At 43.9% G+C, this 19,581-nt stretch carries 21 protein-coding genes; 11 read left to right on the forward strand and 10 right to left on the reverse strand.

Annotated features, from left to right (window positions below; translation table 11 throughout):
- Positions 1 to 171: 171 nt before the first annotated feature.
- The 5 genes from ACP45E_RS06020 to hemC all read right to left on the reverse strand — a co-directional run bounded on the left by ACP45E_RS06020 (position 172) and on the right by hemC (position 4,610).
- The gene (locus tag ACP45E_RS06020) at positions 172 to 306 is read right to left on the reverse strand and encodes a hypothetical protein (protein ID WP_426510750.1); all 135 of its coding nucleotides are present in this window, start codon (positions 304 to 306) and stop codon (positions 172 to 174) included.
- A 178-nt stretch (positions 307 to 484) separates the two neighbouring features.
- Positions 485 to 1,666 (reverse strand): heme biosynthesis protein HemY, encoded by a 1,182-nt coding sequence (locus tag ACP45E_RS06025; protein WP_017038512.1) that lies wholly within the window; start codon positions 1,664 to 1,666, stop codon positions 485 to 487.
- On the reverse strand, positions 1,666 to 2,922 hold the full coding sequence (locus tag ACP45E_RS06030) for a uroporphyrinogen-III C-methyltransferase (RefSeq protein WP_017038511.1): 1,257 nt from the start codon (positions 2,920 to 2,922) through the stop codon (positions 1,666 to 1,668). Before ACP45E_RS06030 ends, ACP45E_RS06025 begins: the two co-directional genes overlap by 1 nt.
- Positions 2,919 to 3,668: a uroporphyrinogen-III synthase gene (locus ACP45E_RS06035; RefSeq protein ID WP_017038510.1), complete on the reverse strand. Its 750-nt coding sequence runs from the start codon at positions 3,666 to 3,668 to the stop codon at positions 2,919 to 2,921. The genes ACP45E_RS06030 and ACP45E_RS06035 overlap by 4 nt, the downstream gene beginning before the upstream one ends.
- Before the next feature lie 3 nt (positions 3,669 to 3,671).
- The gene (gene hemC, locus ACP45E_RS06040; RefSeq protein ID WP_069584803.1) at positions 3,672 to 4,610 is read right to left on the reverse strand and encodes a hydroxymethylbilane synthase; all 939 of its coding nucleotides are present in this window, start codon (positions 4,608 to 4,610) and stop codon (positions 3,672 to 3,674) included.
- Positions 4,611 to 4,954: 344 nt separating this feature from the next.
- Here hemC and ACP45E_RS06045 point away from each other — a divergent pair, with 344 nt between their 5' ends.
- Positions 4,955 to 7,483: a class I adenylate cyclase gene (locus ACP45E_RS06045; RefSeq protein WP_017036836.1), complete on the forward strand. Its 2,529-nt coding sequence runs from the start codon at positions 4,955 to 4,957 to the stop codon at positions 7,481 to 7,483.
- A gap of 57 nt (positions 7,484 to 7,540) precedes the next feature.
- Here the strand turns inward: ACP45E_RS06045 and cyaY are convergent, their stop codons facing one another.
- Complete coding sequence (gene cyaY, locus ACP45E_RS06050) at positions 7,541 to 7,855, reverse strand: iron donor protein CyaY (protein WP_017036837.1); 315 nt, start codon at positions 7,853 to 7,855, stop codon at positions 7,541 to 7,543.
- A 75-nt stretch (positions 7,856 to 7,930) separates the two neighbouring features.
- Here cyaY and lptM point away from each other — a divergent pair, with 75 nt between their 5' ends.
- From lptM to yigB, 6 genes are all read left to right on the forward strand, one after another.
- On the forward strand, positions 7,931 to 8,047 hold the full coding sequence (gene lptM, locus ACP45E_RS06055) for an LPS translocon maturation chaperone LptM (protein WP_017036838.1): 117 nt from the start codon (positions 7,931 to 7,933) through the stop codon (positions 8,045 to 8,047).
- A 56-nt stretch (positions 8,048 to 8,103) separates the two neighbouring features.
- Positions 8,104 to 9,357: a diaminopimelate decarboxylase gene (gene lysA, locus ACP45E_RS06060; RefSeq protein WP_017036839.1), complete on the forward strand. Its 1,254-nt coding sequence runs from the start codon at positions 8,104 to 8,106 to the stop codon at positions 9,355 to 9,357.
- Positions 9,358 to 9,367: 10 nt separating this feature from the next.
- Entirely contained in the window at positions 9,368 to 10,198 is an 831-nt protein-coding gene (gene dapF / locus ACP45E_RS06065; RefSeq protein WP_017038508.1) for a diaminopimelate epimerase, read from the forward strand.
- A gap of 78 nt (positions 10,199 to 10,276) precedes the next feature.
- On the forward strand, positions 10,277 to 10,984 hold the full coding sequence (locus ACP45E_RS06070) for a DUF484 family protein (RefSeq protein ID WP_017038507.1): 708 nt from the start codon (positions 10,277 to 10,279) through the stop codon (positions 10,982 to 10,984).
- Positions 10,953 to 11,885: a tyrosine recombinase XerC gene (gene xerC, locus ACP45E_RS06075; RefSeq protein WP_017036842.1), complete on the forward strand. Its 933-nt coding sequence runs from the start codon at positions 10,953 to 10,955 to the stop codon at positions 11,883 to 11,885. The genes ACP45E_RS06070 and xerC overlap by 32 nt, the downstream gene beginning before the upstream one ends.
- Positions 11,886 to 12,599: a 5-amino-6-(5-phospho-D-ribitylamino)uracil phosphatase YigB gene (gene yigB, locus ACP45E_RS06080; protein ID WP_017038506.1), complete on the forward strand. Its 714-nt coding sequence runs from the start codon at positions 11,886 to 11,888 to the stop codon at positions 12,597 to 12,599. It abuts the gene before it with no gap.
- A gap of 17 nt (positions 12,600 to 12,616) precedes the next feature.
- On the opposite strand, the gene ACP45E_RS06085 is transcribed toward yigB, so the two are convergent.
- The 4 genes from ACP45E_RS06085 to ACP45E_RS06100 all read right to left on the reverse strand — a co-directional run bounded on the left by ACP45E_RS06085 (position 12,617) and on the right by ACP45E_RS06100 (position 16,440).
- On the reverse strand, positions 12,617 to 13,234 hold the full coding sequence (locus ACP45E_RS06085) for a tRNA-uridine aminocarboxypropyltransferase (protein WP_083251590.1): 618 nt from the start codon (positions 13,232 to 13,234) through the stop codon (positions 12,617 to 12,619).
- A 28-nt stretch (positions 13,235 to 13,262) separates the two neighbouring features.
- Positions 13,263 to 14,294, reverse strand: a complete 1,032-nt coding sequence (locus tag ACP45E_RS06090; RefSeq protein ID WP_017036845.1) for a COG3650 family protein — start codon at positions 14,292 to 14,294, stop codon at positions 13,263 to 13,265.
- Between the two features lie 158 nt (positions 14,295 to 14,452).
- Positions 14,453 to 15,280, reverse strand: a complete 828-nt coding sequence (locus tag ACP45E_RS06095) for a Cof-type HAD-IIB family hydrolase (protein WP_017036846.1) — start codon at positions 15,278 to 15,280, stop codon at positions 14,453 to 14,455.
- A 173-nt stretch (positions 15,281 to 15,453) separates the two neighbouring features.
- Entirely contained in the window at positions 15,454 to 16,440 is a 987-nt protein-coding gene (locus ACP45E_RS06100) for an alpha/beta fold hydrolase (RefSeq protein WP_017036847.1), read from the reverse strand.
- Positions 16,441 to 16,518: 78 nt separating this feature from the next.
- Between ACP45E_RS06100 and rhtB the strand changes: the two genes are divergently transcribed.
- The 4 genes from rhtB to ACP45E_RS06120 form a co-directional block, all read left to right on the forward strand.
- On the forward strand, positions 16,519 to 17,136 hold the full coding sequence (rhtB, locus tag ACP45E_RS06105; RefSeq protein WP_017036848.1) for a homoserine/homoserine lactone efflux protein: 618 nt from the start codon (positions 16,519 to 16,521) through the stop codon (positions 17,134 to 17,136).
- Positions 17,137 to 17,170: 34 nt separating this feature from the next.
- Positions 17,171 to 18,397 carry an EAL and HDOD domain-containing protein gene (locus tag ACP45E_RS06110; RefSeq protein WP_017038505.1) on the forward strand — a complete coding sequence of 409 codons (1,227 nt, stop codon included), beginning with the start codon at positions 17,171 to 17,173 and terminating at the stop codon, positions 18,395 to 18,397.
- 180 nt (positions 18,398 to 18,577) lie between these two features.
- Positions 18,578 to 18,913: a metalloregulator ArsR/SmtB family transcription factor gene (locus tag ACP45E_RS06115; RefSeq protein ID WP_017036850.1), complete on the forward strand. Its 336-nt coding sequence runs from the start codon at positions 18,578 to 18,580 to the stop codon at positions 18,911 to 18,913.
- A gap of 21 nt (positions 18,914 to 18,934) precedes the next feature.
- The coding region (locus ACP45E_RS06120; RefSeq protein WP_277815682.1) for a glyceraldehyde 3-phosphate dehydrogenase NAD-binding domain-containing protein at positions 18,935 to 19,581 on the forward strand (647 nt) is incomplete at its 3' end.

Genomic DNA, 19,581 nt, shown 5'->3' on the forward strand with positions numbered 1-19,581 from the left:
AAGACTTGGGCTTTTTTACGTTTGAATAATGCTAATCAGAAAATCAACTCATCAGCTATATCTCATCTCTTTTACAACATGTTCCAAGTCCGTCAGGAAACGCATCTCAAGTGTGACTGAGCGTGGAAACAATGTCGTTATAGTCATAAGGTTTTGTCTCTCTGGATAGTGTTACCATAACCATAACCATAACCATAACCAAACTTGTTCTATAGGGGTGAGTTCAAGTGAGTATTGTGGACCATTGATGGCACTGGCATGACTCAATCCCCCTTGCATTATCGTCGCCATTCTAGCTAGAAACATCAATTATAACCCCACTATGACGGCATTACTCGCTAGCTCTAGATATGTGTTCAAGGAAATTTATAGTACAGATAGTGGGGGTGTTTACAGATAGTTTTTCAGAACCTACAACCAGGTATTTGTGCAAAAAAATGCCGACATATCTGTCGGCATACGGTTACGAATAAAATCGTTGTCGCTACGAATTATTCACTAGCATCAATGCCTTCTTCGATACCTCATGGGCTGCTTTCGACATATCTTGTTTCTCCAATGCATCAGCAAGATAAGCGTAGTCTGAAATATTAGAGCGTATAGATAATGCAGCTTCTAAATGCGTTTGAGCTTCTCGCCAGTTCCCTTCTCTGAGATAGAACTGAGCCAAGGCACTATGTGCGCTCGCATTGCTGGAATCTTTTTTAATGGTCCCCAATAGTAATTGAATCGGAGGATGCGAGTCTGACAAGTTGATGTCGGGTAGCAACGCATAAAGATCGGGCGTAGGTTGTTTTTTTAACGCTTCTTTCAATATTGTATAAGCTTGATTATCGGCTTTTCGGACAATAAGTTGCTTAATAAGGCAACCGATAAGATGGGTATCTGCTTTAACTTTTTTAGGTAACTTATCCCAATGATAAATTAACCCTTCACTGCCTTTTTGTGCGGCGATCTCACTGAGCAATCCACATTGTGCTTTTTGTTCAATCTGCTTTTGTTCCTCAGCATCAAGTAGTTTGTTTTTAGACAGTTTTGGGATCAGTTCAAGCAGAAGTTGCCATAGATTAAGTTCTAAGTAGACGGTCTTAAGCAGGTTGAGGATGATGGTATTGTTTGGGTAATCTGCTTTAAGATTTGAGAGTGTATCAAAGGCCAGTTCGTATTCTGATTCTCTTACTTGCTGCTTGGCTTTCGTCAGTTCAACCGCCAAATGGGCGTTCTCTTGCTCACTGGCTAGAGCTAAGTAATGATCGCGCTTTGTTTTATCTCCTAGCCCTTGTGCGGCTTCAGACGCAACCAAATAGCACAGTAATGGCATATCATGATGATTGGCCCATCGAGTCACTTTTTTCTCAGCACCTTTCCAATCGCCTTCTAGTAATTTAATGATGCCTTCGTTGGTTAAGCGCCTTGAGCGTTTGAGCTTTCTCACACTGAACCAGTTCCAGGTTGTTGAGCTTGCTCTTAGTGCTTTCTTAATCAAAAATTCTAAAAAGAACAGCGCCGCTAGAGTTGCGATGACGAAAATAACCAGTGTGGTAACGCTCATCTCAATGGTCTTATCCGCAATGGATATCAGTACGTAACCTTGTTGTCCTGAATACTGAGTGCCAATAGACAGGCCTATGCCTAAGGTTACGAATAGAAAAATCGAACGAAACATTATTTATCCTCCGTAACGAGAGGGGCAACTTCACGTCGTAAACGCTCTGTAATGACATCGGACAGAATATTTTGTGTGGTTAGCTTCCCTGGATAAGCTACCTGGATGTTTTGCTTTGATAAATGCTCGAGGGCTGCGTTGAACTCTTTAACCGCGTTATCGTTGGCGTTGAAAAAAGCACTCGACCATTGATGAGCGGTGATTAATGCGGTGTTATAGACCTCTTCTTGTTCAGCGTAGGTGGCCTTAATCGCAGTTTCCAACTTAGCCTTTATGTTCTCTCTTAAATAAAAGTCTTGCTGTGGAGACAGCAAAGGAACGATGTTGCCATCTCTGGTTCTGAACGTTATGAAATTCTCTGAAAAATCTTTAAGTGACGTTATTAAATTGTCTTGCCACTCGTAGATGTCTTTTGAGACGACAGGTGCTTCTTGAACCTGCGCTTCAGGAAGAATGGCATTGGCAAGAGGTAATGTGTCTGCTTGTTTTTGTAATGAGGTTAGGCGAAGAACAAGACCATCACGATCCACTATCGGTATTGATTTCAATTGGGTAATGTCAGTGGCTATCGCCTTTCGTAGCGGAACTAAACTTGGATCATTAAGAGAGGCGATACTTTGATCGGCACTTTCCATCAAGTGAGTTGCACTGACGGCGTCTTTCTCTAGAAATAATTTACGTCCTGCCAGTTTGACCAAGTAATCGGCTTCCGCTAGCAACCAATCATTTGGTCGACGACCTTTCATGTCGGCGAGAGCCATTTGCAAACTCTCAATGCTTTTTTGCTGCTGATTCAATAAGACTTCGGCTTTATTCGTTATTTGAGAAGCTTGATTGATGGTCTCTTTTTGGGCTTCTGCAACTTGTTGTGAGAACTCTGATTTCGATTCTGTTAATTGGATCTTTAATGCGTCAATTTGAGCGAGATTGGATTCGTTCTGCTGCTGAATTTTAAAGGAAAGCACCCCACCAATTAACAGGGATAAAATGATTGCAGCAATGCTTAGCTTACGAGAGTTTTTCACTGGTGGCTTATCCGTTGGTTTTGCTTTTTGACTGCGCTCGAATGCGTCTGACTTACCATCACTTATTTCAACACTCTTCTCGGAATTTGACGCCCCTTGATGTGCTTGAGGCTCTGGCGGTTTTTCTGAAGCTTCAATAGCCTGTTTCGTATTTTTCAGGCCAGTATCATTAGCGTCTGACTTGGTTTGTTTTTCAGGTTCAATATGCTCATTATTTTTTTTGCTTGTCATTGCTTATAGTCCTGTTTTTTAAGCTGTAGAGCAGCCACTAAATCGCGGTTTGAAGCACTACCGGTATTCGTGACTGAGTTAAACCCTAATCGTTGTGCGTCGTTTGCTATTCGTTCACTTGGTACCAGCAACTGAAGCTGGTACAACCAACCGCGATAGGCTGGATCTATTTGAGAAGCGAAGAAATTCAATTGCCCAGTGCTTGTAATCACTAAGGTATCAATAGATTGCTTCTGCCAATTAGACACACAAGTATCGGATTGAAAATCTATGTAATCCCGTTGATAGACCTCTCGGTACTCAACTTGGGCTAAACGTGTTTTTAATGTGTCGTAAATGAGCTCTCGTCCACCATCACCCCGCAGAATAACAATACGTTTGCTCTGAATCGATTGAAGAGACGGTAGTGCCAATAAATGTTCACTATCACCAACCTTCGGGTAGTGTACTTTTTGTTGGGCGAGTTTGCTTAAAATCTGTGCGGTTTTTTGACCGACAGCAATATAGGTCGGATGAGTGGGCCAAGATTTTGAGCTGCTGAGTAAAGCTTGATGAGTTATGTCGACCGCGTGCTGACTGACCGCGATGACAATATCAAAGCTATCTAGATGCTTTATTTGTTCAATAATCTGTGGAACAGGGGTGATCGTAATCAGTGGATGGTGGAGCGCTGAAATCCCCACCTCCGATAGCTGCTGGCATAGCTGAAACCCTTGGGGTTCAGGACGAGTGACCAACACCGCCATAAATTATTCGTGCTCAGCGTACAATTTTGAAAGGATTTCTTTTGCGCCATCATCGAGCAATTGATGGGCTAATTGAACACCTAACTGCTCAGCTTGTGTTCTAGGGCCACGGATCTCTCCACGTACCATTTTTGAACCATCAGGTTCGCCAACAAGGGCACGTAACCAAATATCGTCACCTTCAAGTAGTGAATAGCTACCAATCGGAACCTGACAGCCACCTTCAAGCGTTAGATTCATCGCGCGCTCACATAGAACTCGGTCTGCTGTGTCTGCGTGATTAAGAGGCTCCAATAGTTTAATCAGTCGCTCATCATCCAAGCGACATTCGATTCCAACCGCACCTTGCCCTACCGCAGGTAACGATTGCTCTGGTTCAATGAAACTGCGAATACGCTCTTCCAGGTTTAAGCGTTTTAATCCTGCTGCGGCAAGAACGATGGCATCGTAATCACCGGCATCTAATTTCCCCAATCGCGTTCCAACATTTCCGCGCAGTTCTTTGATCACAAGATCAGGTCGAGCTTCAAGTAGTTGGCATTGGCGGCGTAGACTGCAGGTGCCGACAAGCGCACCTTGTGGGAGTTCTTCAATACTCGCGTAGTGATGGGAGACAAAAGCATCTCTTGGATCTTCACGTTCACAAATAGTGACAAGACCTAGGCCGTCCGGAAAATCAACAGGCACATCTTTCATTGAGTGTACCGCGAGGTCAGCACGCCCTTCTAGCATCGCGACTTCTAGTTCTTTCACAAATAAGCCTTTCCCCCCCACTTTTGCCAATGGTGTATCAAGGATAATATCGCCTTTGGTCACCATGGTAACGAGCTCGACTTCAAGGCCGGGATGAGCACACTGAAGAGCATCTTTAACAAAATAGGCTTGCCAAAGCGCAAGAGGGCTTTTTCGAGTGGCGATACGAATCGGGGTGGTATGGGTCATAGGTGTCTTCGTCGATTGATATTTTTCTTAATCCTACCACTCCCATTCTGAAAGTATTACTACTAGATCACTTGGTTATAAAATTGAGGATGAGATGGTACAATTAGCTGAAAATTATGTGAGATATCTCGCATTTGTGGTGTGACCTATTGTTAGGAATGCGAGTTAACTACGACACTAGGTAAAAATTAGAAATCGAAGATGCAGAAATGGCTTTTTTGTTTGAACTCGGTTCAATTCTTTACCAAATCAATAAAAAGTGTTAGATTGATCACGTTTTGTTATTGTGGTTTGCTCGAAAGATGAACGAAACACAACACTATAATTCAATCAAGGAAACACCCTTGCAGGCTTATACACAGACTTTAATCCAACGATTAGACCGCTTGAACCAGCAACGCATTGAGCGTGCGCTGGCGCTAATGGATCTGCAAGGTCAGCGTGTATTTAACCTTATCCCGCTTCTTTTTCATTTTGACCACCCTATTATTCCTGGTTATTCAGGCGGTGAAGCGCCACACGGAATTCTCTCTTTTGAAGCCTCGGATATTCAACGTCAATACATTGAAGACACAGAAAAGACAGTTAATCACTCATTAAAATCCTCTGATACGCCTGCTATTTTGGGGTTGTACACCATGGGCAGCACGTCTTCTATTGGTCAGAGCACGTCGAGTGATTTAGATATTTGGGTGTGTATTTCACCCAATATGACACTCGAGCATAGAGCAATCCTAACGAGTAAGTGTTTAAATATTACCGATTGGGCAAAAACTCAGGGTATTGAAGCTAACTTCTTTTTGATGGATGAAACACGGTTTAAGCATAACCACTCTGAAGAGATGACCGGTGACAACTGTGGGTCCTCTCAACACTTACTGCTTCTTGATGAATTTTATCGTTCAGCCGTTCGTCTCGCGGGGCAGAGACTGTTGTGGCAAATCGTTCCTCCTGAAATGGAAGAGTGCTACGACGATTATGTAAAACAGCTTTGTGCTCGCGGTGGTATTGACTGCAGTGAGTGGATCAACTTTGGCAAACTTAATCGCATTCCGGCAGAAGAGTATTTTGGCTCAAACTTGTGGCAGTTGTATAAAAGTATTGATTCTCCCTATAAGTCGGTACTTAAAGCGATATTGCTTGAAGCATATTCATGGGAATACCCAAATACGCAATTATTAAGCCTCGATACCAAGCGACGTTTCTTTGCTGATGAGCCCGATTTGTATGGGATGGATGCTTATTATTTGATGCTTGAGAAAGTGACGCGTTACCTAGAGCGAATCGGTGATGAATCTCGGTTGGACCTGGTAAGACGTTGCTTTTATTTAAAAACACATGAAAAGCTCTCTAGAGAGCCTGGTGTCGGCTCTGTAGCGTGGCGTCGTGAAGCTCTCGCTGACATGACGAAGCATTGGAATTGGGGTTCGGACGTGATTACTGAACTCGATGATCGTCGCCATTGGAAAGTAGAGCAAGTTAAGATTGTGCATCATGCCCTGCTTGATGCTCTAATGCTCAGCTATCGAAACCTGATTCAGTTCGCTCGAAAAAATGACATTACCTCAGCCATTAGCCCTCAAGATATTAGTATCTTGGCTCGTAAGCTCTACGCCGCATTCGAAGTGCTTCCAGGCAAGGTGACATTACTTAATCCACAGATTTCTCCTGATTTACATGAGCCTGATTTAACCTTCATCGAAGTTCAAAACAGTCATTCCAATTTACCCGGTTGGTATTTGTATAAGCAGCCACTAATACCGCATCGTATTATTGGTCAGCCAAGCCTCGAGCATCATGAATACCTCAGTAAGTTAGTGGCATGGGCATTCTTTAATGGCATGATTACCGAATCGACCCGTTTGCATTCGGTTGTTCGCAAAGCTCAGTTAGACATTGATAAGTTTTATCAGATGGTGAGTGATCTGCGTAATACCTTCTCTTTACGTAAACGTCGCCCAACGATGCAAGCGCTGGCAAGTCCATGTGAAATTAGCCAGTTGGCTATGTTTATTAATTTTGAAAGTGATCCCACGGCTGACATCAACACCAAGACTATGCGTGTTGATATGAAAGATATTGATATTTTCAGCTTTGATAAAGAGCAGAAGAGCTTAATCGGCAGTGTCGATTTGGTTTATCGTAATTCATGGCATGAAGTTCGAACTCTGCATTTTCAGGGTGAAACAGCGATTTTAGATGCACTGAAAACCGTGTTAGGCAAAATGCATCAAGATGCGATACCCCCGGAATCTGTCGATGTTTTCTGTTACGCCAAAAATTTTCGTGGTGTGATTCGAAATACCGTATACCAATTGCTTGCTGAGTGTATCGATTTACGTTTGAAGCCAATTGAAAAAGAAAAACGCCGCCGATTCAAAGCGATGCGTATTGGACAGCAGATGTATGGATTGTTTTTTGAAAGACGAGGTGTTTCCGTTCAGAAATTAGAGAACTCTATCGATTTCTATCGGAGTATTTCCACCAATAAGCTCAATGGCTCTCCACTATTGATGATCGACAAAGAGCAAGATTGTGAGCTGCCCGTTGTCATTGATGGCTTTGCGAGTGAAGGCTTAGTGCAATTTTTCTTTGAAGATACCGATCAGGGCTTCAATATTTATGTGTTGGACGAAAATAACTTGAGCGAAGTTTACCACCAGTTTAGTGGTGAAAAAGATGACATGATTACAAGCGTCAATACTTTTTATACTTCCGCCAAAGATGAAACCTTAGCGTCTTGTGACGCCATTAACTTCAACCTGCCTCAGTACTATCAAATCGTTCATCCTGAGGAAGGGGATTGTTATGTTGTCCCTTATAGAAATGATAATGCGGCTTATTCCAAGCCATCGAGAGTAGTCAATGCATAAATAAAAAAGAGTACATTACGTACTCTTTTTTATTGCTTTAAAGATTGAGAATCGCCTCTAAGGCCAGTCGATGCTTTCATTGGCGTGCTTTTCACATTCCTGTTTGACCATAGTGAAAAGCGCCATTCCGGTCTTTGAGCAAATCCATTGTTGATCGATAAACTTGAAGTGAAAACCCCCTGATTTCGATGCTAACCATATTTCATGCATCGGTTCTTGGCGGTTGATGATGATTTGACTTCTATCATCAAACTCTAAGGTCAGCACATTTCCAGACGCTTCAAAATCAATATCTGCACCTGATTCATCAATCGCATCTTCAATACTCTGTATTTGTAAATCGACCTGTTGATGAAATTCCATATCGTTCATCGTTGTTATCCTATTGCTTTTCTAGACTGTGGTGCGATTATAGGGGGCATTGAATCAATAATCACGAGATGCAAAATGAAAAAATCGATTGTAGCACTTTTTATGCTCTCTATTTTTACAATTGCAGGCTGTGGGCAAACTGGCGGATTGTACATGCCAGAAGAAGCGCCACAAAATGAACAAGCTCAATAAAATAAAACAAACACAATAAATAAGAAAGATCAGTCTAATTTAGAAAGGAAAACACTTTGGATTATTTCAACTACCAGGATGATGGCCAGTTATGGGCTGAAGATACAGCGCTAACGAGCTTAGTTGAGCAATATGGCTCGCCTTTATATGTCTATTCACGAGCGACGCTTGAACGTCATTGGAACGCATTTGATAAATCTGTTGGTGATCACCCGCATCTTGTCTGTTATGCCGTAAAAGCAAACTCCAACCTAGGCGTGTTGAACGCATTGGCTCGTATTGGTTCAGGGTTTGATATTGTTTCGGCTGGTGAACTTGAACGCGTTATCGCTGCTGGTGGCGATCCAAAGAAAGTGGTTTTTTCTGGTGTTGGTAAAACTGAAGCGGAAATGAAGCGTGCATTAGAGCTAAAGATTAAGTGTTTTAATGTTGAATCGGAGTCAGAGTTAGAGCGTTTAAATAAAGTGGCTCAGTCGCTTGGAGTGATTGCTCCGATTTCGTTACGTATTAATCCCGATGTGGATGCCAATACTCACCCTTATATTTCTACAGGTTTGCGCGACAACAAATTTGGCATCGCGTTTGATAGAGCGCCAGCGGTATACAAATTTGCCCAAAGTCTTGAGAACCTGAATATCCAAGGCATTGATTGCCACATTGGATCGCAATTGACGGATCTTGAACCTTTCATCGATGCAACGGATCGATTACTCACTCTGATTGATCAATTGAAAGCCGATGGCATTGATATTGTGCACCTTGATGTGGGTGGCGGTTTAGGTGTTGTGTACCGAGATGAACAACCGCCACAGCCAACGGATTACGCGAAAGCGCTTCTGTCTCGTTTAGGCAATCATCCTGATCTCGAGCTGATTTTTGAACCAGGCCGAGCCATCGCTGCGAACGCAGGTGTGTTGTTGACCAAAGTTGAGTTCGTGAAACATACCGAGCATAAAAACTTCGCCATTATTGATGCGGCGATGAACGATTTAATGCGCCCTGCGCTTTACCAGGCATGGCAAGATATTGTGCCAGTGGTTCCAAGACAAGGTGAAGCCAAAACGTATGATATTGTCGGCCCGATTTGTGAAACGGGCGACTTTTTAGGTAAAGATCGTAGCTTGGTTCTTGCTGAAGGTGATTTACTGGCGATTCGTTCTGCGGGTGCCTATGGATTTGTTATGTCATCAAACTACAACACACGTGCTCGTGTTGCAGAAGTCATGGTTGACGGTGATAAAACGCACTTAGTTCGTCAGCGTGAAGAGCTATCTAGTCTTTGGGCTTTAGAGAACATCTTACCGGAGTAACAGTAGTACTATGCATTTCCATTTTTCTAAAATGCACGGATTGGGTAATGACTTTATGGTTGTTGATTGCATTACCCAAAATATTTTCTTCTCGCCAGATTTGATTCGTCGTTTGGCGAATCGACATACTGGTGTTGGTTTTGACCAGTTGTTGGTGGTTGAAGCCCCTTATGATCCGGAAACTGATTTCCATTACCGCATTTTTAACGCGGATGGCAGTGAAGTTGAGCAGTGTGGAAACGGTGCTCGTTGCTTCGCTAGATTTGTGCGGATGAAAGGTCTTACAAATAAATTTACGGTGAATGTGAGTACCAAGAAAGGCAAGATGACACTGGCGATTGAAGAGGATGATCAGGTCACGGCAAATATGGGCGAACCCGTATTTGAACCGAGCAAAATCCCTTTTAAAGCCAAGCAAACCGAGAAGACATACATCTTACGTACGGATGACGATACCCTCTTTTGTGGTGCTGTTAGCATGGGTAATCCTCATGTGGTTACTGTTGTCGATGACCTCGATACTACCGATGTTGACAGGTTAGGGCCATTGTTGGAGTCCCATGAGCGTTTTCCTGAACGAGTTAATGCAGGCTTTATGCAAGTCATTAGCCGTGATGAAGTTCGATTGCGTGTCTATGAGCGCGGAGCCGGTGAAACCCAAGCATGTGGAAGTGGTGCTTGCGGAGCGGTCGCGGTAGGGATTGTTCAGGGGTTGCTCGATAGCTCAGTCACGGTGCATTTACCTGGTGGCTCTTTGTATATTGAGTGGCAAGGCCCTGGCCATCCACTGTATATGACAGGCCCAGCGACCCATGTTTTTGATGGTCAGCTTTCTTGTTAATTCAGTTTTGTTAGCTCATTTTTGGTCACGCCTACTTGCTAATTAACTAAGCTCATAACAGCTAATTAAGGAATGATTTTGTCTCATATAGAAGCGGATACGTTAACCGCTGAAGTGGTTGCCGAGTATCTTAAAGACCACCCCGATTTCTTTTTACAACGTAAAGCATTGGTTGATCGCCTTTCATTGCCTCATCAAGAACAAGGGGCGGTGTCTCTGGTTCATGTGCAGCTAAATAGGCAGCGCCAACGCATTGAAGAGCTTGAAGAAGAGATCACCACGCTAATGTCACTCGCGGCTAAAAATGACCATACGTTCCATGAGTTTATGGATCTTCAAGAGCAAGTACTGAAATGCCAAGATCTGAATAGCGTCTTTGCTGCTATTGAAACGAAAGCTAACGCACTGTCTTTAAAGGCGTATGTTCGATTGATTGATGCCCAAGCAGCCAAGTACATGACGAACCAAGAACAAATCCAACGTTTTTCTTTGAATCATCTCAACGGTAAGCCCGCTTATTTAGGACGCTTACGCAAGATTGATCGGCTAGAGTTATTCGGGGAGCATTCGCGCGCGCCTGAGCTGGGTTCTTATGTCGTGCTTCCGTTAGGAAAAGACAAAACCCTTGGCGTTCTGGTTTTCTCTAGCGAAGATGGTGGGCATTTTCAGCCTCATATGGATACCTTGTTTTTGCGCCACCTAGGCTTGGTTGTCTCACATTTAATCAGCACTCTTCCTTGGCAAGTGATCGATAATGAACGAGCCTACAGCAACACTTCCTCATAGTTTACAACGGCCCTTAGAACGCTTTTATGAATATCTTAGAAGCGAGAAAGGGCTAAGTCTGCATACTCAACGAAACTATAAACAGCAGTTAGAAACCATGGCGATGCAGCTGAGCTCAATGAATCTTACTGAATGGCACGATATCGATGCCGCTTGGGTAAGGCAGCTTGCTAGTAAAGGAATGAGAGATGGAATGAAAGCGAGCAGCTTAGCGACTCGTCTTTCGTGTTTAAGAAGCTTTTTCGATTTTCTCATTCTTCGCGGTGAGCTCAGTGCCAACCCTGCGAAAGGGGTATCCGCCCCTCGTAAGCAACGACCTTTACCTAAAAATCTTGATGTCGATGAAGTCGGGCAGTTGCTTGACGTCGACAGTGGCGATGACCCGCTTTCAATTCGCGATCGTGCCATGATGGAATTGATGTACGGGGCAGGGCTTCGCTTAGCGGAGTTGGTCAGCATTAACATCAAAGATATTCGTGCCAGTGCGGGTGAAATTCGAGTTATCGGTAAGGGAGACAAAGAGCGTAAAGTGCCCTTTTCTGGTGAAGCTAAGATATGGGTTGGTCAATGGCTTAAATACCGTTCAAGCATGGCAAATAACGATGAAAAAGCGCTGTTTGTTTCCAAGACTGGCGTGCGAATTTCCCATCGTAATGTGCAAAAGCGCATGGCAGAGTGGGGTCAAAAACAAGGCATAGCGAGTCATATCAGCCCGCATAAATTACGCCACTCGTTTGCGACTCATGTGCTTGAATCCAGTAACAACTTGCGTGCAGTGCAGGAATTATTGGGCCATGAAAATATTTCGACGACCCAGATTTATACGCACTTAGATTTTCAACATCTTGCACAGGCTTACGATCAAGCCCATCCAAGAGCCAAGAAAAAGGACAAAAAATAGATGCGCTTTTATCGCCGTGTATTGCCTATTCAAGCCATGACTTTTGACCTTGACGATACCTTGTATGATAACCGTCCGGTGATTTTGCGTGTTGAGAGAAAAATCACGCAATGGCTGCATCAGAATCATCCTATCAGTGCTCAACGACCATTAGAGTGGTGGCAACAAGTAAAAAGAGATGTGATGATCAACGAGCCGATGTTGAAACATGACGTGACACGTTGGCGTTTTACTCAAGTTTATCAAGGGCTCAAGTTACTCGGTTATAACGATGAACAAGCGGATCTGGCGGCGACAGCGGCCATTGACAAAGTATTGGAGCTGCGCAGTCAGTTTCAAGTTCCGGATGAAACCCATCGAGTTTTGACTTTGTTAAGTCAGCGTTACCCGCTGGTGGCGATCACCAATGGGAACGTTGATGTTCACAAGATTGCACTCGATCCGTATTTTTCTTTGGTATTAAAAGCGGGTCCAGATGGAAGGGCGAAACCGGCAGAAGATCTGTTTGTTAAAGCCTCAGAATTTTTGAAGGTTGCCCCAAAACACATTTTGCATGTGGGTGATCATCTTATTACGGATGTGGTGGGTGCCAAAAATAATGGTTTTCAGGCGTGTTGGTTTAATGATCAAGATACCGACTTAATGCGCCACCAGCGAAGCCGAGTCCTGCCCGATGTCGAAATAAACCGACTGGATTCCTTACTCGACTTATAACCGGTGACTGAAACGGGTTAGTCTTGACTCTTATATCGATGACCGCATTTATCCGCGTGATAAACCTTCATATAGTGATGAAAAAAATCAGTGAGTTGAGTCGAGGCTTGATCAGCGCCTGCCAGTCGAAGCAGCTCGGCACCGACTTCTAAGGTGCATAAATGCCCGTCGGCTTGATTACGCCTTAATTGATAATTCGAACGTGTACTGGGTGACAAGTGTACGGTTTGGCATTGTGCAAGCCAAGGCGACTTGTTCGCCATCTTTTTCGCTTCTTGCCAAGTGCCATCCAAAATAATAAACAGTGGTGTTTTGTTGTTATTCTCTAGACTCCAATGATGCCTAGTCTGTGAAACGCAGCGGCTTGAGTCATTGGGAAATACCAGCATCGGCACGATATCCGGTTGGTTCATTAATTCAATCAACGATTCGCTGGGCGTGTTCCGCCGCCAAGTATGCTGAGTACACTTGGTTAAGCTTGCCAATAACCACTGACCGCTGTTGGTCTCTCGCTTAAGTTCATTCTCGTGCATCAACAATGCAATATGGATGGGCGATTCGATCGTCGGAATCAAATCGCAGACACAGTGCAGCGACAAGTGACAATGTGTACATGCAGATGCTTTGTTATTCATCGGTATCATCGTTTGTTAGGCGACCTATCTATTGGTCTATGCTATCGACAGAAAACAGCGTTAATCCGTCATTAGCAATAGGGTAGAGGACATCGCCGACTTTTTCTTGGGTCGCAGTCAACTGATCGCCTTCTCGGGTAAATATACGCTCTGAGCGGAGAAATTGACGTTGATGATGAGTCATGACGACCTGGACTTGATCGGCATTAAGTTGCTGCCAATAGCCTTTCTCAACGATCGCTGGCTCGCCGTTATTATAATCGTATTGAGTGACTGCCGTATGATCAGGGAATAACTCTACTTGAACATTGAAATTACTATTATCCGTCGATTTAGCGTTATAAATACCGCTCCAACCTGCTGTTGCGTCTTGGTTAGAAAGTGTGGCGCAACCTTTGTATGTTTCATTCGCTAAGGTTACCTGAGCTTGCCAACCAAATAAGCTATCACTCATACCATCGCTGCAGTTCTTGGCATTTAATAAAAGTTCACCGCTTTCTAAGATGTAGTGACGCTGGTCACTTGAGATTTGATGGTTTGTGATCGTCAGCGCCTGAGCGTCAAAACCCATACGTTGGAAGATAAGCTCGTTGCCTTGAAATCTGGCCGACCAATTGGGTTCAGTGCCATACATACCCGTTGCTTTTGTTGGCAGGTTACATCGATTGGGATTTTCAGCGGTTAACAGGTTGATTTGGTCAACAACAAAGCGCGCTTCAAAATCTGAATCAAAGCCATGATGGCTTGGCGTCACAAGATGGCCTATCACTTCTCCATAGAGAGGCTGGTAGGGCGTTTTAACTAAATGTTGTGCAGGTGAGAGTGGCAAAGAATCGAGCGCCAACCAGAACTGCTTATTACTTCCACATGGGGTAATACTGCTTACCTCATGGCCGATGACGACTTCTCCTCGAAGCACAAACGTTTGGGGTTGAACGGTTTCAGGTTTATCGAGGGTTGCTTTGATTGGTTCAACAGCGGTGGTTGAGGCGGTGTTGGTGGAACAAGCTTGCAGTGCAGCCAGCGTTACCAGTAAAGCAGAACGTTTTAATACCTTCATATGAGAGTCACTTATAACGAATTCAATGAATGCATTATGGCATAGTGATGACGAAAATTAGAAACAAGATAAAAGGGCAAGTGACTGCCCTTTCTTTGGTCTAGAGTGTTGATGTCTAGGGATCATGATATAGGGGGGATTGCAGGGTGTATCAATGATTAAATGAGGTGTTCCTTCAAATAGTGAGCAACGGCATCGTCGGCATTACTACCAATCACAGGGTTGTTTGGAAGCGCTGCCATGACTTTATGGTGAGACGTGCCCATGACCAAGCCAAGTCCTGCCATGCTCAACATTTCCACATCGTTCATTCCATCACCAAATGCGATGCAGTTTTCGAGTTGTTGGCCAATAGAGTGGGCAACCGCTTTAATCGCTTCGCCTTTTGATACATCGGCTGCCATCACTTCTAAACACCAAGGGGTAGAGAAGGCGATATTCGTTCGTTCACCGAACAGCTCGTTAAGTTTATCTTCATACTGGACGAGATAATCATGATCGTGATTAGGGTGAGTAAAGAATATTTTAGCGACACCATCGACCGGGGCATTATCGACATCAAACACTTTGTACGTAAAGCCAGATTCGTCATGGAAGTTTTTCAGTACACTGTCTTCTTTGTTTAGCAGCCATTCATCGTTTTGATAAATATGAATCATGATGTCAGGATCTTGTTTGATGACATCGATCACCGGTTGAATTAAATCTTTTGGCACGTTTTGGCTGTACATCAGCTGGTCGTTCTGATCGTGAACGCGTGCTCCATTGGACGTAATCATATAAGCAGGAATGCCCACCTGTTCACGAATGCCTGCCACATCAACATGATGGCGGCCAGTAGCGAAAACAAACGTCAGTCCTTTCTCGTGCAGCTCTTTTAGAGTACGTTTTGTGAAGTCGCTAAGTTTATGATTTGGAGCGAGTAACGTACCGTCAAGGTCGGAGGCAACAATATGAAAGTTAGAATGTTTATCGGCAGTAGTCATAATATCCTCATGAGGATGAAAGTGGGTCAATGGGTCTTTTTATGCGCCTAGTTTACGCTAATAATGAGGAAAAAAAGAGGGTAAGTTAAGCTTTCTCTTTTTCCTCATTTAGTGTGAGGTTAAGGGCTAAAATATGCCATGCCTAAGACGCTTTGGTCTGCGCTAAGTGATATTCAGTGTTGAGCAAAAAACTGGAGCGTGCAATCCAGAGCATTGTTTCGATAGTCATCTTTTTCAAACAGTAACTCGTGTCTTGATCCGTACACGATTTTTAAGGCACATTGATTGTTGGTTTTCGCCAGTTTTTTAATAAAGCGAATCTGGTCCCTGTTGTCGACGATGACATCTTCACTGGCTTGCATGAGAAGAAGCGGCACCTCAATACGCCTCGTTTGCTGAACGCATTGCTTCGCCGCCATTAGACCTTGCCACACCCAACGGTGAGTTGGCCCGCCTAATTTAAGTTGTGGTTTGTCTTCATAGAGCTGTCGAAACCAGTCATAGCGAATAGAGCTTTGGGTCAGAGGGTTTACCTCAAAGGGTTTCGCGTAATACCCTTTTTGGTCCGGTGCGTAGCGAGGTGACGTCGTCATCATGCTCATTAGTTGGGTCATTGGCAGTGCGATAGACCGATTTAACCGAGACATAGCAATGCCAAACATCGGTGCGCTGAGCGAAACGGCATCGAAAGGGTGGTTTGGATTGGTCTGTAAATATCGAGTGGCTACTGCTCCACCCATAGAGTGCGCAAGTAAGTAGCGTTTCTCATAATGCTCAAGAGAAAATGAAGTCACCAATTGAACCATATCGTTGATGTAATCATCAAATTCTTCAATGTAACCCATCTCGGTGTCATCGATCAGGCGATCTGACATTCCTTGCCCACGATGATCGAACGAGTAGATGTCATAGCCTTGGTGAAAGAGATCATGGAAAAGTTCCTGATACTTCCAGGCCGATTCAACGCGTCCGTTAACAATAACAATCGCCTTCGTGTGTTTTGGGTCGGTGACTTTACACCAATACAGTTTCTTTCTGTCTTTGGTCGTTAAATAACCTTCGGTTCTCAATTGCCAAAGTTGGGAAATATTTGAACTGATGGCTTGCTCAAAACATGACTCTTGAGTATAAGATGAGTGAATGGAGCTCGATTGATTCATAATATCCTTGGTCAATATTCGAGTGATACTTAAGAGTAAATTATGTTGGGCTAAACCCATTTAGTCGAGGGAAATTCTATGGATATGCATGTTTGGTTAGCCTACGTTGTGACCGCGATTGTATTTAGCCTCGCCCCTGGGTCTGGTACCGTCAATTCGATCAGTAATGGCCTCAATTATGGAACTAAAAAATCCCTATCAGCGATCGTTGGATTACAGTTGGGGTTGGCGTTTCATATTGTGTTGGTGGGCGCTGGCATTGGTGCCCTAGTCGCTCAATCGGCGTTGGCCTTTAGTGTTATCAAGTGGGTAGGCGTGGTTTACCTTGTTTGGCTAGGTGTGCAAAAGTGGCGAGATCAATCCAGCTTAGAAGCGAGTGTGGATCACTCTGCCTTGTCGAGCTGGGTGCTGATGCGCAACGCGTTACTCATCAATTTAACCAACCCCAAGTCTATTGTGTTTTTGGTGGCGTTATTTCCTCAATTTATTAATCCGCATCAAGATCAGCTTACTCAGTTGCTTATCTTAGGTGTGACTACGGTGGCCATTGATAGCGTTGTGATGTTGGGTTATACCTCATTATCCGCTAAATTAGGTCGTTTCATTCGTTCCGAAAGCGTGATGGGGAAGGTGAATAGAGTTTTTGGTTCGATGTTTATGGGATGTGGCGCGCTACTCGCGAGCTCAAAAATATGATTAAATGCATTCAAATCATATGGATAGTTGTACCATGAAAGATATTTACGTTGCTCGTCAGCCAATTCTAAACGCTAAACGCCAGACATTAGGCTATGAACTCCTATTTCGAGACGGAGAAAATAATGCATTTCCTGCTCATATAGAATCTAATCGAGCAACGTACCGTCTTATTGTTGAAAATTTTTTGGCGATCGGCACGAACCCTTCGATTGAATCCTCTCGTTGCTTTATTAACTTTCCTTACCAAAGCTTAATTCGTCGATTACCGCTTATGCTGCCAAAAGATAAGGTGGTGATTGAGGTCCTTGAAACCTGTCAACCAACAGAAGAGTTGCTCACTGCGATCAAAGAACTCCACCAACAAGGGTATTTGATTGCGTTAGATGACTTTGTCTATCACAACGAATGGCGTTCATTTCTGCCCTATGTTCAGATCGTGAAAATTGACATCATGGCGGTCGGGATGGCAAATGCCTGCATCATGCTCAAAAACCTCAAGGCGAGAAACAGTCGCCTACGATTTTTGGCCGAGAGAGTGGAAACTCGAGAAGAGTTTATGACAACGCGGTCGGCAGGGTTTACTCTGTTCCAAGGTTATTTCTTTAGTAAACCTGAGCTAGTCAAACAGCGTTACATTAGCCCTGATCAAGTGGTTGCCATGCAGCTATTTCAAGAGGTGTGTAAGCAAGATGTCGATTTCGACAAGGTGGAGCGTATCATTGCCCAAGATGCTCAATTGTCGTATAAGTTACTTAAGTTTGTTAACTCAATGTCGGATCGATTAAGCGTGCCAATTTCTTCTTTTCGTCAGGCGCTTTTGTATCTTGGCCAAGATAAGTTGAAGTCGTTTGTTTCGTTAACTGTGGCCTCGTTTATTTCGCGTAATAAGCCTCAAGAATTATCAAAGCTCTCTCTGCAACGGGCCCAGTTCTGTCTGCTTATGTCACCCAACCCCATTTTTTCAACCCACCGTGATCAAGCTTTTCTCATCGGGCTATTTTCATTGTTGGATGCATTACTGGATTTATCGTTAGGAGACTTGATGGAGCAACTCCCGCTGAGTGACTCTATTAAATCGATCTTACTTGAAAGAAGTGGACCATTTGGATCTTTACTTCAATTAGAAGAGTGCTTTGAACGGGCGGATTGGCAAGGCCTACAAAGCTTCTGCAATGCATTGGATCTTAATCTTCAAGAGGTTGTGTCTGCGCTCTCGTCTGCACAAAAATGGAGCCAGCAAGTCAATCAGATCGCTTAGTCGTTGCCGTTTTTATTGTTAATCTCTGCTTTATCTTTTTCCTGTTTTTAGTCGTTATCTCTTATCTCTTATCTCTTATCTCTTATCTCTATGAACTTTTTATTGCAATCCCGAGTGGGCTATTGACATTCGATAGCGCAAATTTAATATATATGGATATGCGTATATATGAGATTTAAAATGTTACCGCACCAGTTTTTTAAAATGCTTTCTGATGAAACCCGTATGCGATGTTTGCTTTTAATTGCCAGGGAAGGGCGATTATGTGTGTGTGAGCTCACCAGCGCTTTAGATGAAAGTCAGCCTAAAATATCACGGCATCTCGCTCAACTTCGTCAATCAGGCGTGTTGGTGGATGAACGCGAAGGACAGTGGGTTTACTACCATGTATCACACACATTACCCGGTTGGTTACGTAAGGTCATCGCGGGCTTAAAAGAGTCCAATTGTCTACAGGAACAATATCAATTGGATGTTCAGCGTTTGCAAGCAATGGCTGCACGTCCTTGCACTTAATATGAAGAAGAGATCAATACAATGACGATTAAAGTTGGAATCAATGGATTTGGCCGTATTGGCCGTTTGGCACTGCGCGCTGCTTTTGATTGGCCTGAACTCGAATTCGTGCTTATCAATGATGTAGCAGGTGATACAAACACATTAGCCCACCTGCTGGAGTTTGATTCGGTTCAAGGGCGTTGGCATCACGGCGTGACCCACGAACAGAATGACATTATCGTTAATCAGCACCGCATTCGTACTACACAAGAGCGAGAGATAGGCGCTGTTGATTGGTCTGGTTGTGATGTGGTGATTGAAGCAACAGGTGTACACCGTAAAACCTCTATTTTGAATCAATACTTAGAACAGGGTGTGAAGCGTGTGGTTGTGAGCGCGCCGGTAAAAGAAGAAGGCATTGCCAACATTGTGGTGGGCGTGAATGATGCCATTTTTGATGCCGATAAGCACCGCATTGTGACCGCAGCCTCTTGTACTACGAACTGTATTGCGCCAGTGGTGAAAGTGATCCATGAGAAACTGGGTATTGAACAATCTTCATTTACTACGATTCATGATTTAACTAACACCCAAACGATTTTGGATGCACCACATAAAGATCTCCGTCGCGCGCGCGCTTGTGGCATGAGCTTGATCCCCACTTCTACCGGTTCAGCTACGGCTAT

Origin of the sequence: Vibrio genomosp. F10 str. 9ZD137 (assembly GCF_049974785.1) — a bacterium.
Lineage (GTDB): Bacteria > Pseudomonadota > Gammaproteobacteria > Enterobacterales > Vibrionaceae > Vibrio.

What these genes read in the sequence shown, in the direction of transcription:
- rhtB (WP_017036848.1), top strand. Translation starts at nt 16,519, where the DNA reads ATGGATATGCATGTTTGGTTAGCCTACGTTGTGACCGCGATTGTATTT.
- ACP45E_RS06030 (WP_017038511.1), bottom strand. Translation starts at nt 2,922, where the DNA reads ATGACAAGCAAAAAAAATAATGAGCATATTGAACCTGAAAAACAAACC.
- ACP45E_RS06090 (WP_017036845.1), bottom strand. Translation starts at nt 14,294, where the DNA reads ATGAAGGTATTAAAACGTTCTGCTTTACTGGTAACGCTGGCTGCACTG.
- ACP45E_RS06115 (WP_017036850.1), top strand. Translation starts at nt 18,578, where the DNA reads ATGTTACCGCACCAGTTTTTTAAAATGCTTTCTGATGAAACCCGTATG.
- ACP45E_RS06110 (WP_017038505.1), top strand. Translation starts at nt 17,171, where the DNA reads ATGAAAGATATTTACGTTGCTCGTCAGCCAATTCTAAACGCTAAACGC.
- hemC (WP_069584803.1), bottom strand. Translation starts at nt 4,610, where the DNA reads ATGACCCATACCACCCCGATTCGTATCGCCACTCGAAAAAGCCCTCTT.
- ACP45E_RS06020 (WP_426510750.1), bottom strand. Translation starts at nt 306, where the DNA reads ATGTTTCTAGCTAGAATGGCGACGATAATGCAAGGGGGATTGAGTCAT.
- xerC (WP_017036842.1), top strand. Translation starts at nt 10,953, where the DNA reads ATGAACGAGCCTACAGCAACACTTCCTCATAGTTTACAACGGCCCTTA.
- ACP45E_RS06025 (WP_017038512.1), bottom strand. Translation starts at nt 1,666, where the DNA reads ATGTTTCGTTCGATTTTTCTATTCGTAACCTTAGGCATAGGCCTGTCT.
- yigB (WP_017038506.1), top strand. Translation starts at nt 11,886, where the DNA reads ATGCGCTTTTATCGCCGTGTATTGCCTATTCAAGCCATGACTTTTGAC.
- cyaY (WP_017036837.1), bottom strand. Translation starts at nt 7,855, where the DNA reads ATGAACGATATGGAATTTCATCAACAGGTCGATTTACAAATACAGAGT.
- ACP45E_RS06095 (WP_017036846.1), bottom strand. Translation starts at nt 15,280, where the DNA reads ATGACTACTGCCGATAAACATTCTAACTTTCATATTGTTGCCTCCGAC.
- ACP45E_RS06035 (WP_017038510.1), bottom strand. Translation starts at nt 3,668, where the DNA reads ATGGCGGTGTTGGTCACTCGTCCTGAACCCCAAGGGTTTCAGCTATGC.
- dapF (WP_017038508.1), top strand. Translation starts at nt 9,368, where the DNA reads ATGCATTTCCATTTTTCTAAAATGCACGGATTGGGTAATGACTTTATG.
- lptM (WP_017036838.1), top strand. Translation starts at nt 7,931, where the DNA reads ATGAAAAAATCGATTGTAGCACTTTTTATGCTCTCTATTTTTACAATT.
- ACP45E_RS06085 (WP_083251590.1), bottom strand. Translation starts at nt 13,234, where the DNA reads ATGAATAACAAAGCATCTGCATGTACACATTGTCACTTGTCGCTGCAC.
- ACP45E_RS06100 (WP_017036847.1), bottom strand. Translation starts at nt 16,440, where the DNA reads ATGAATCAATCGAGCTCCATTCACTCATCTTATACTCAAGAGTCATGT.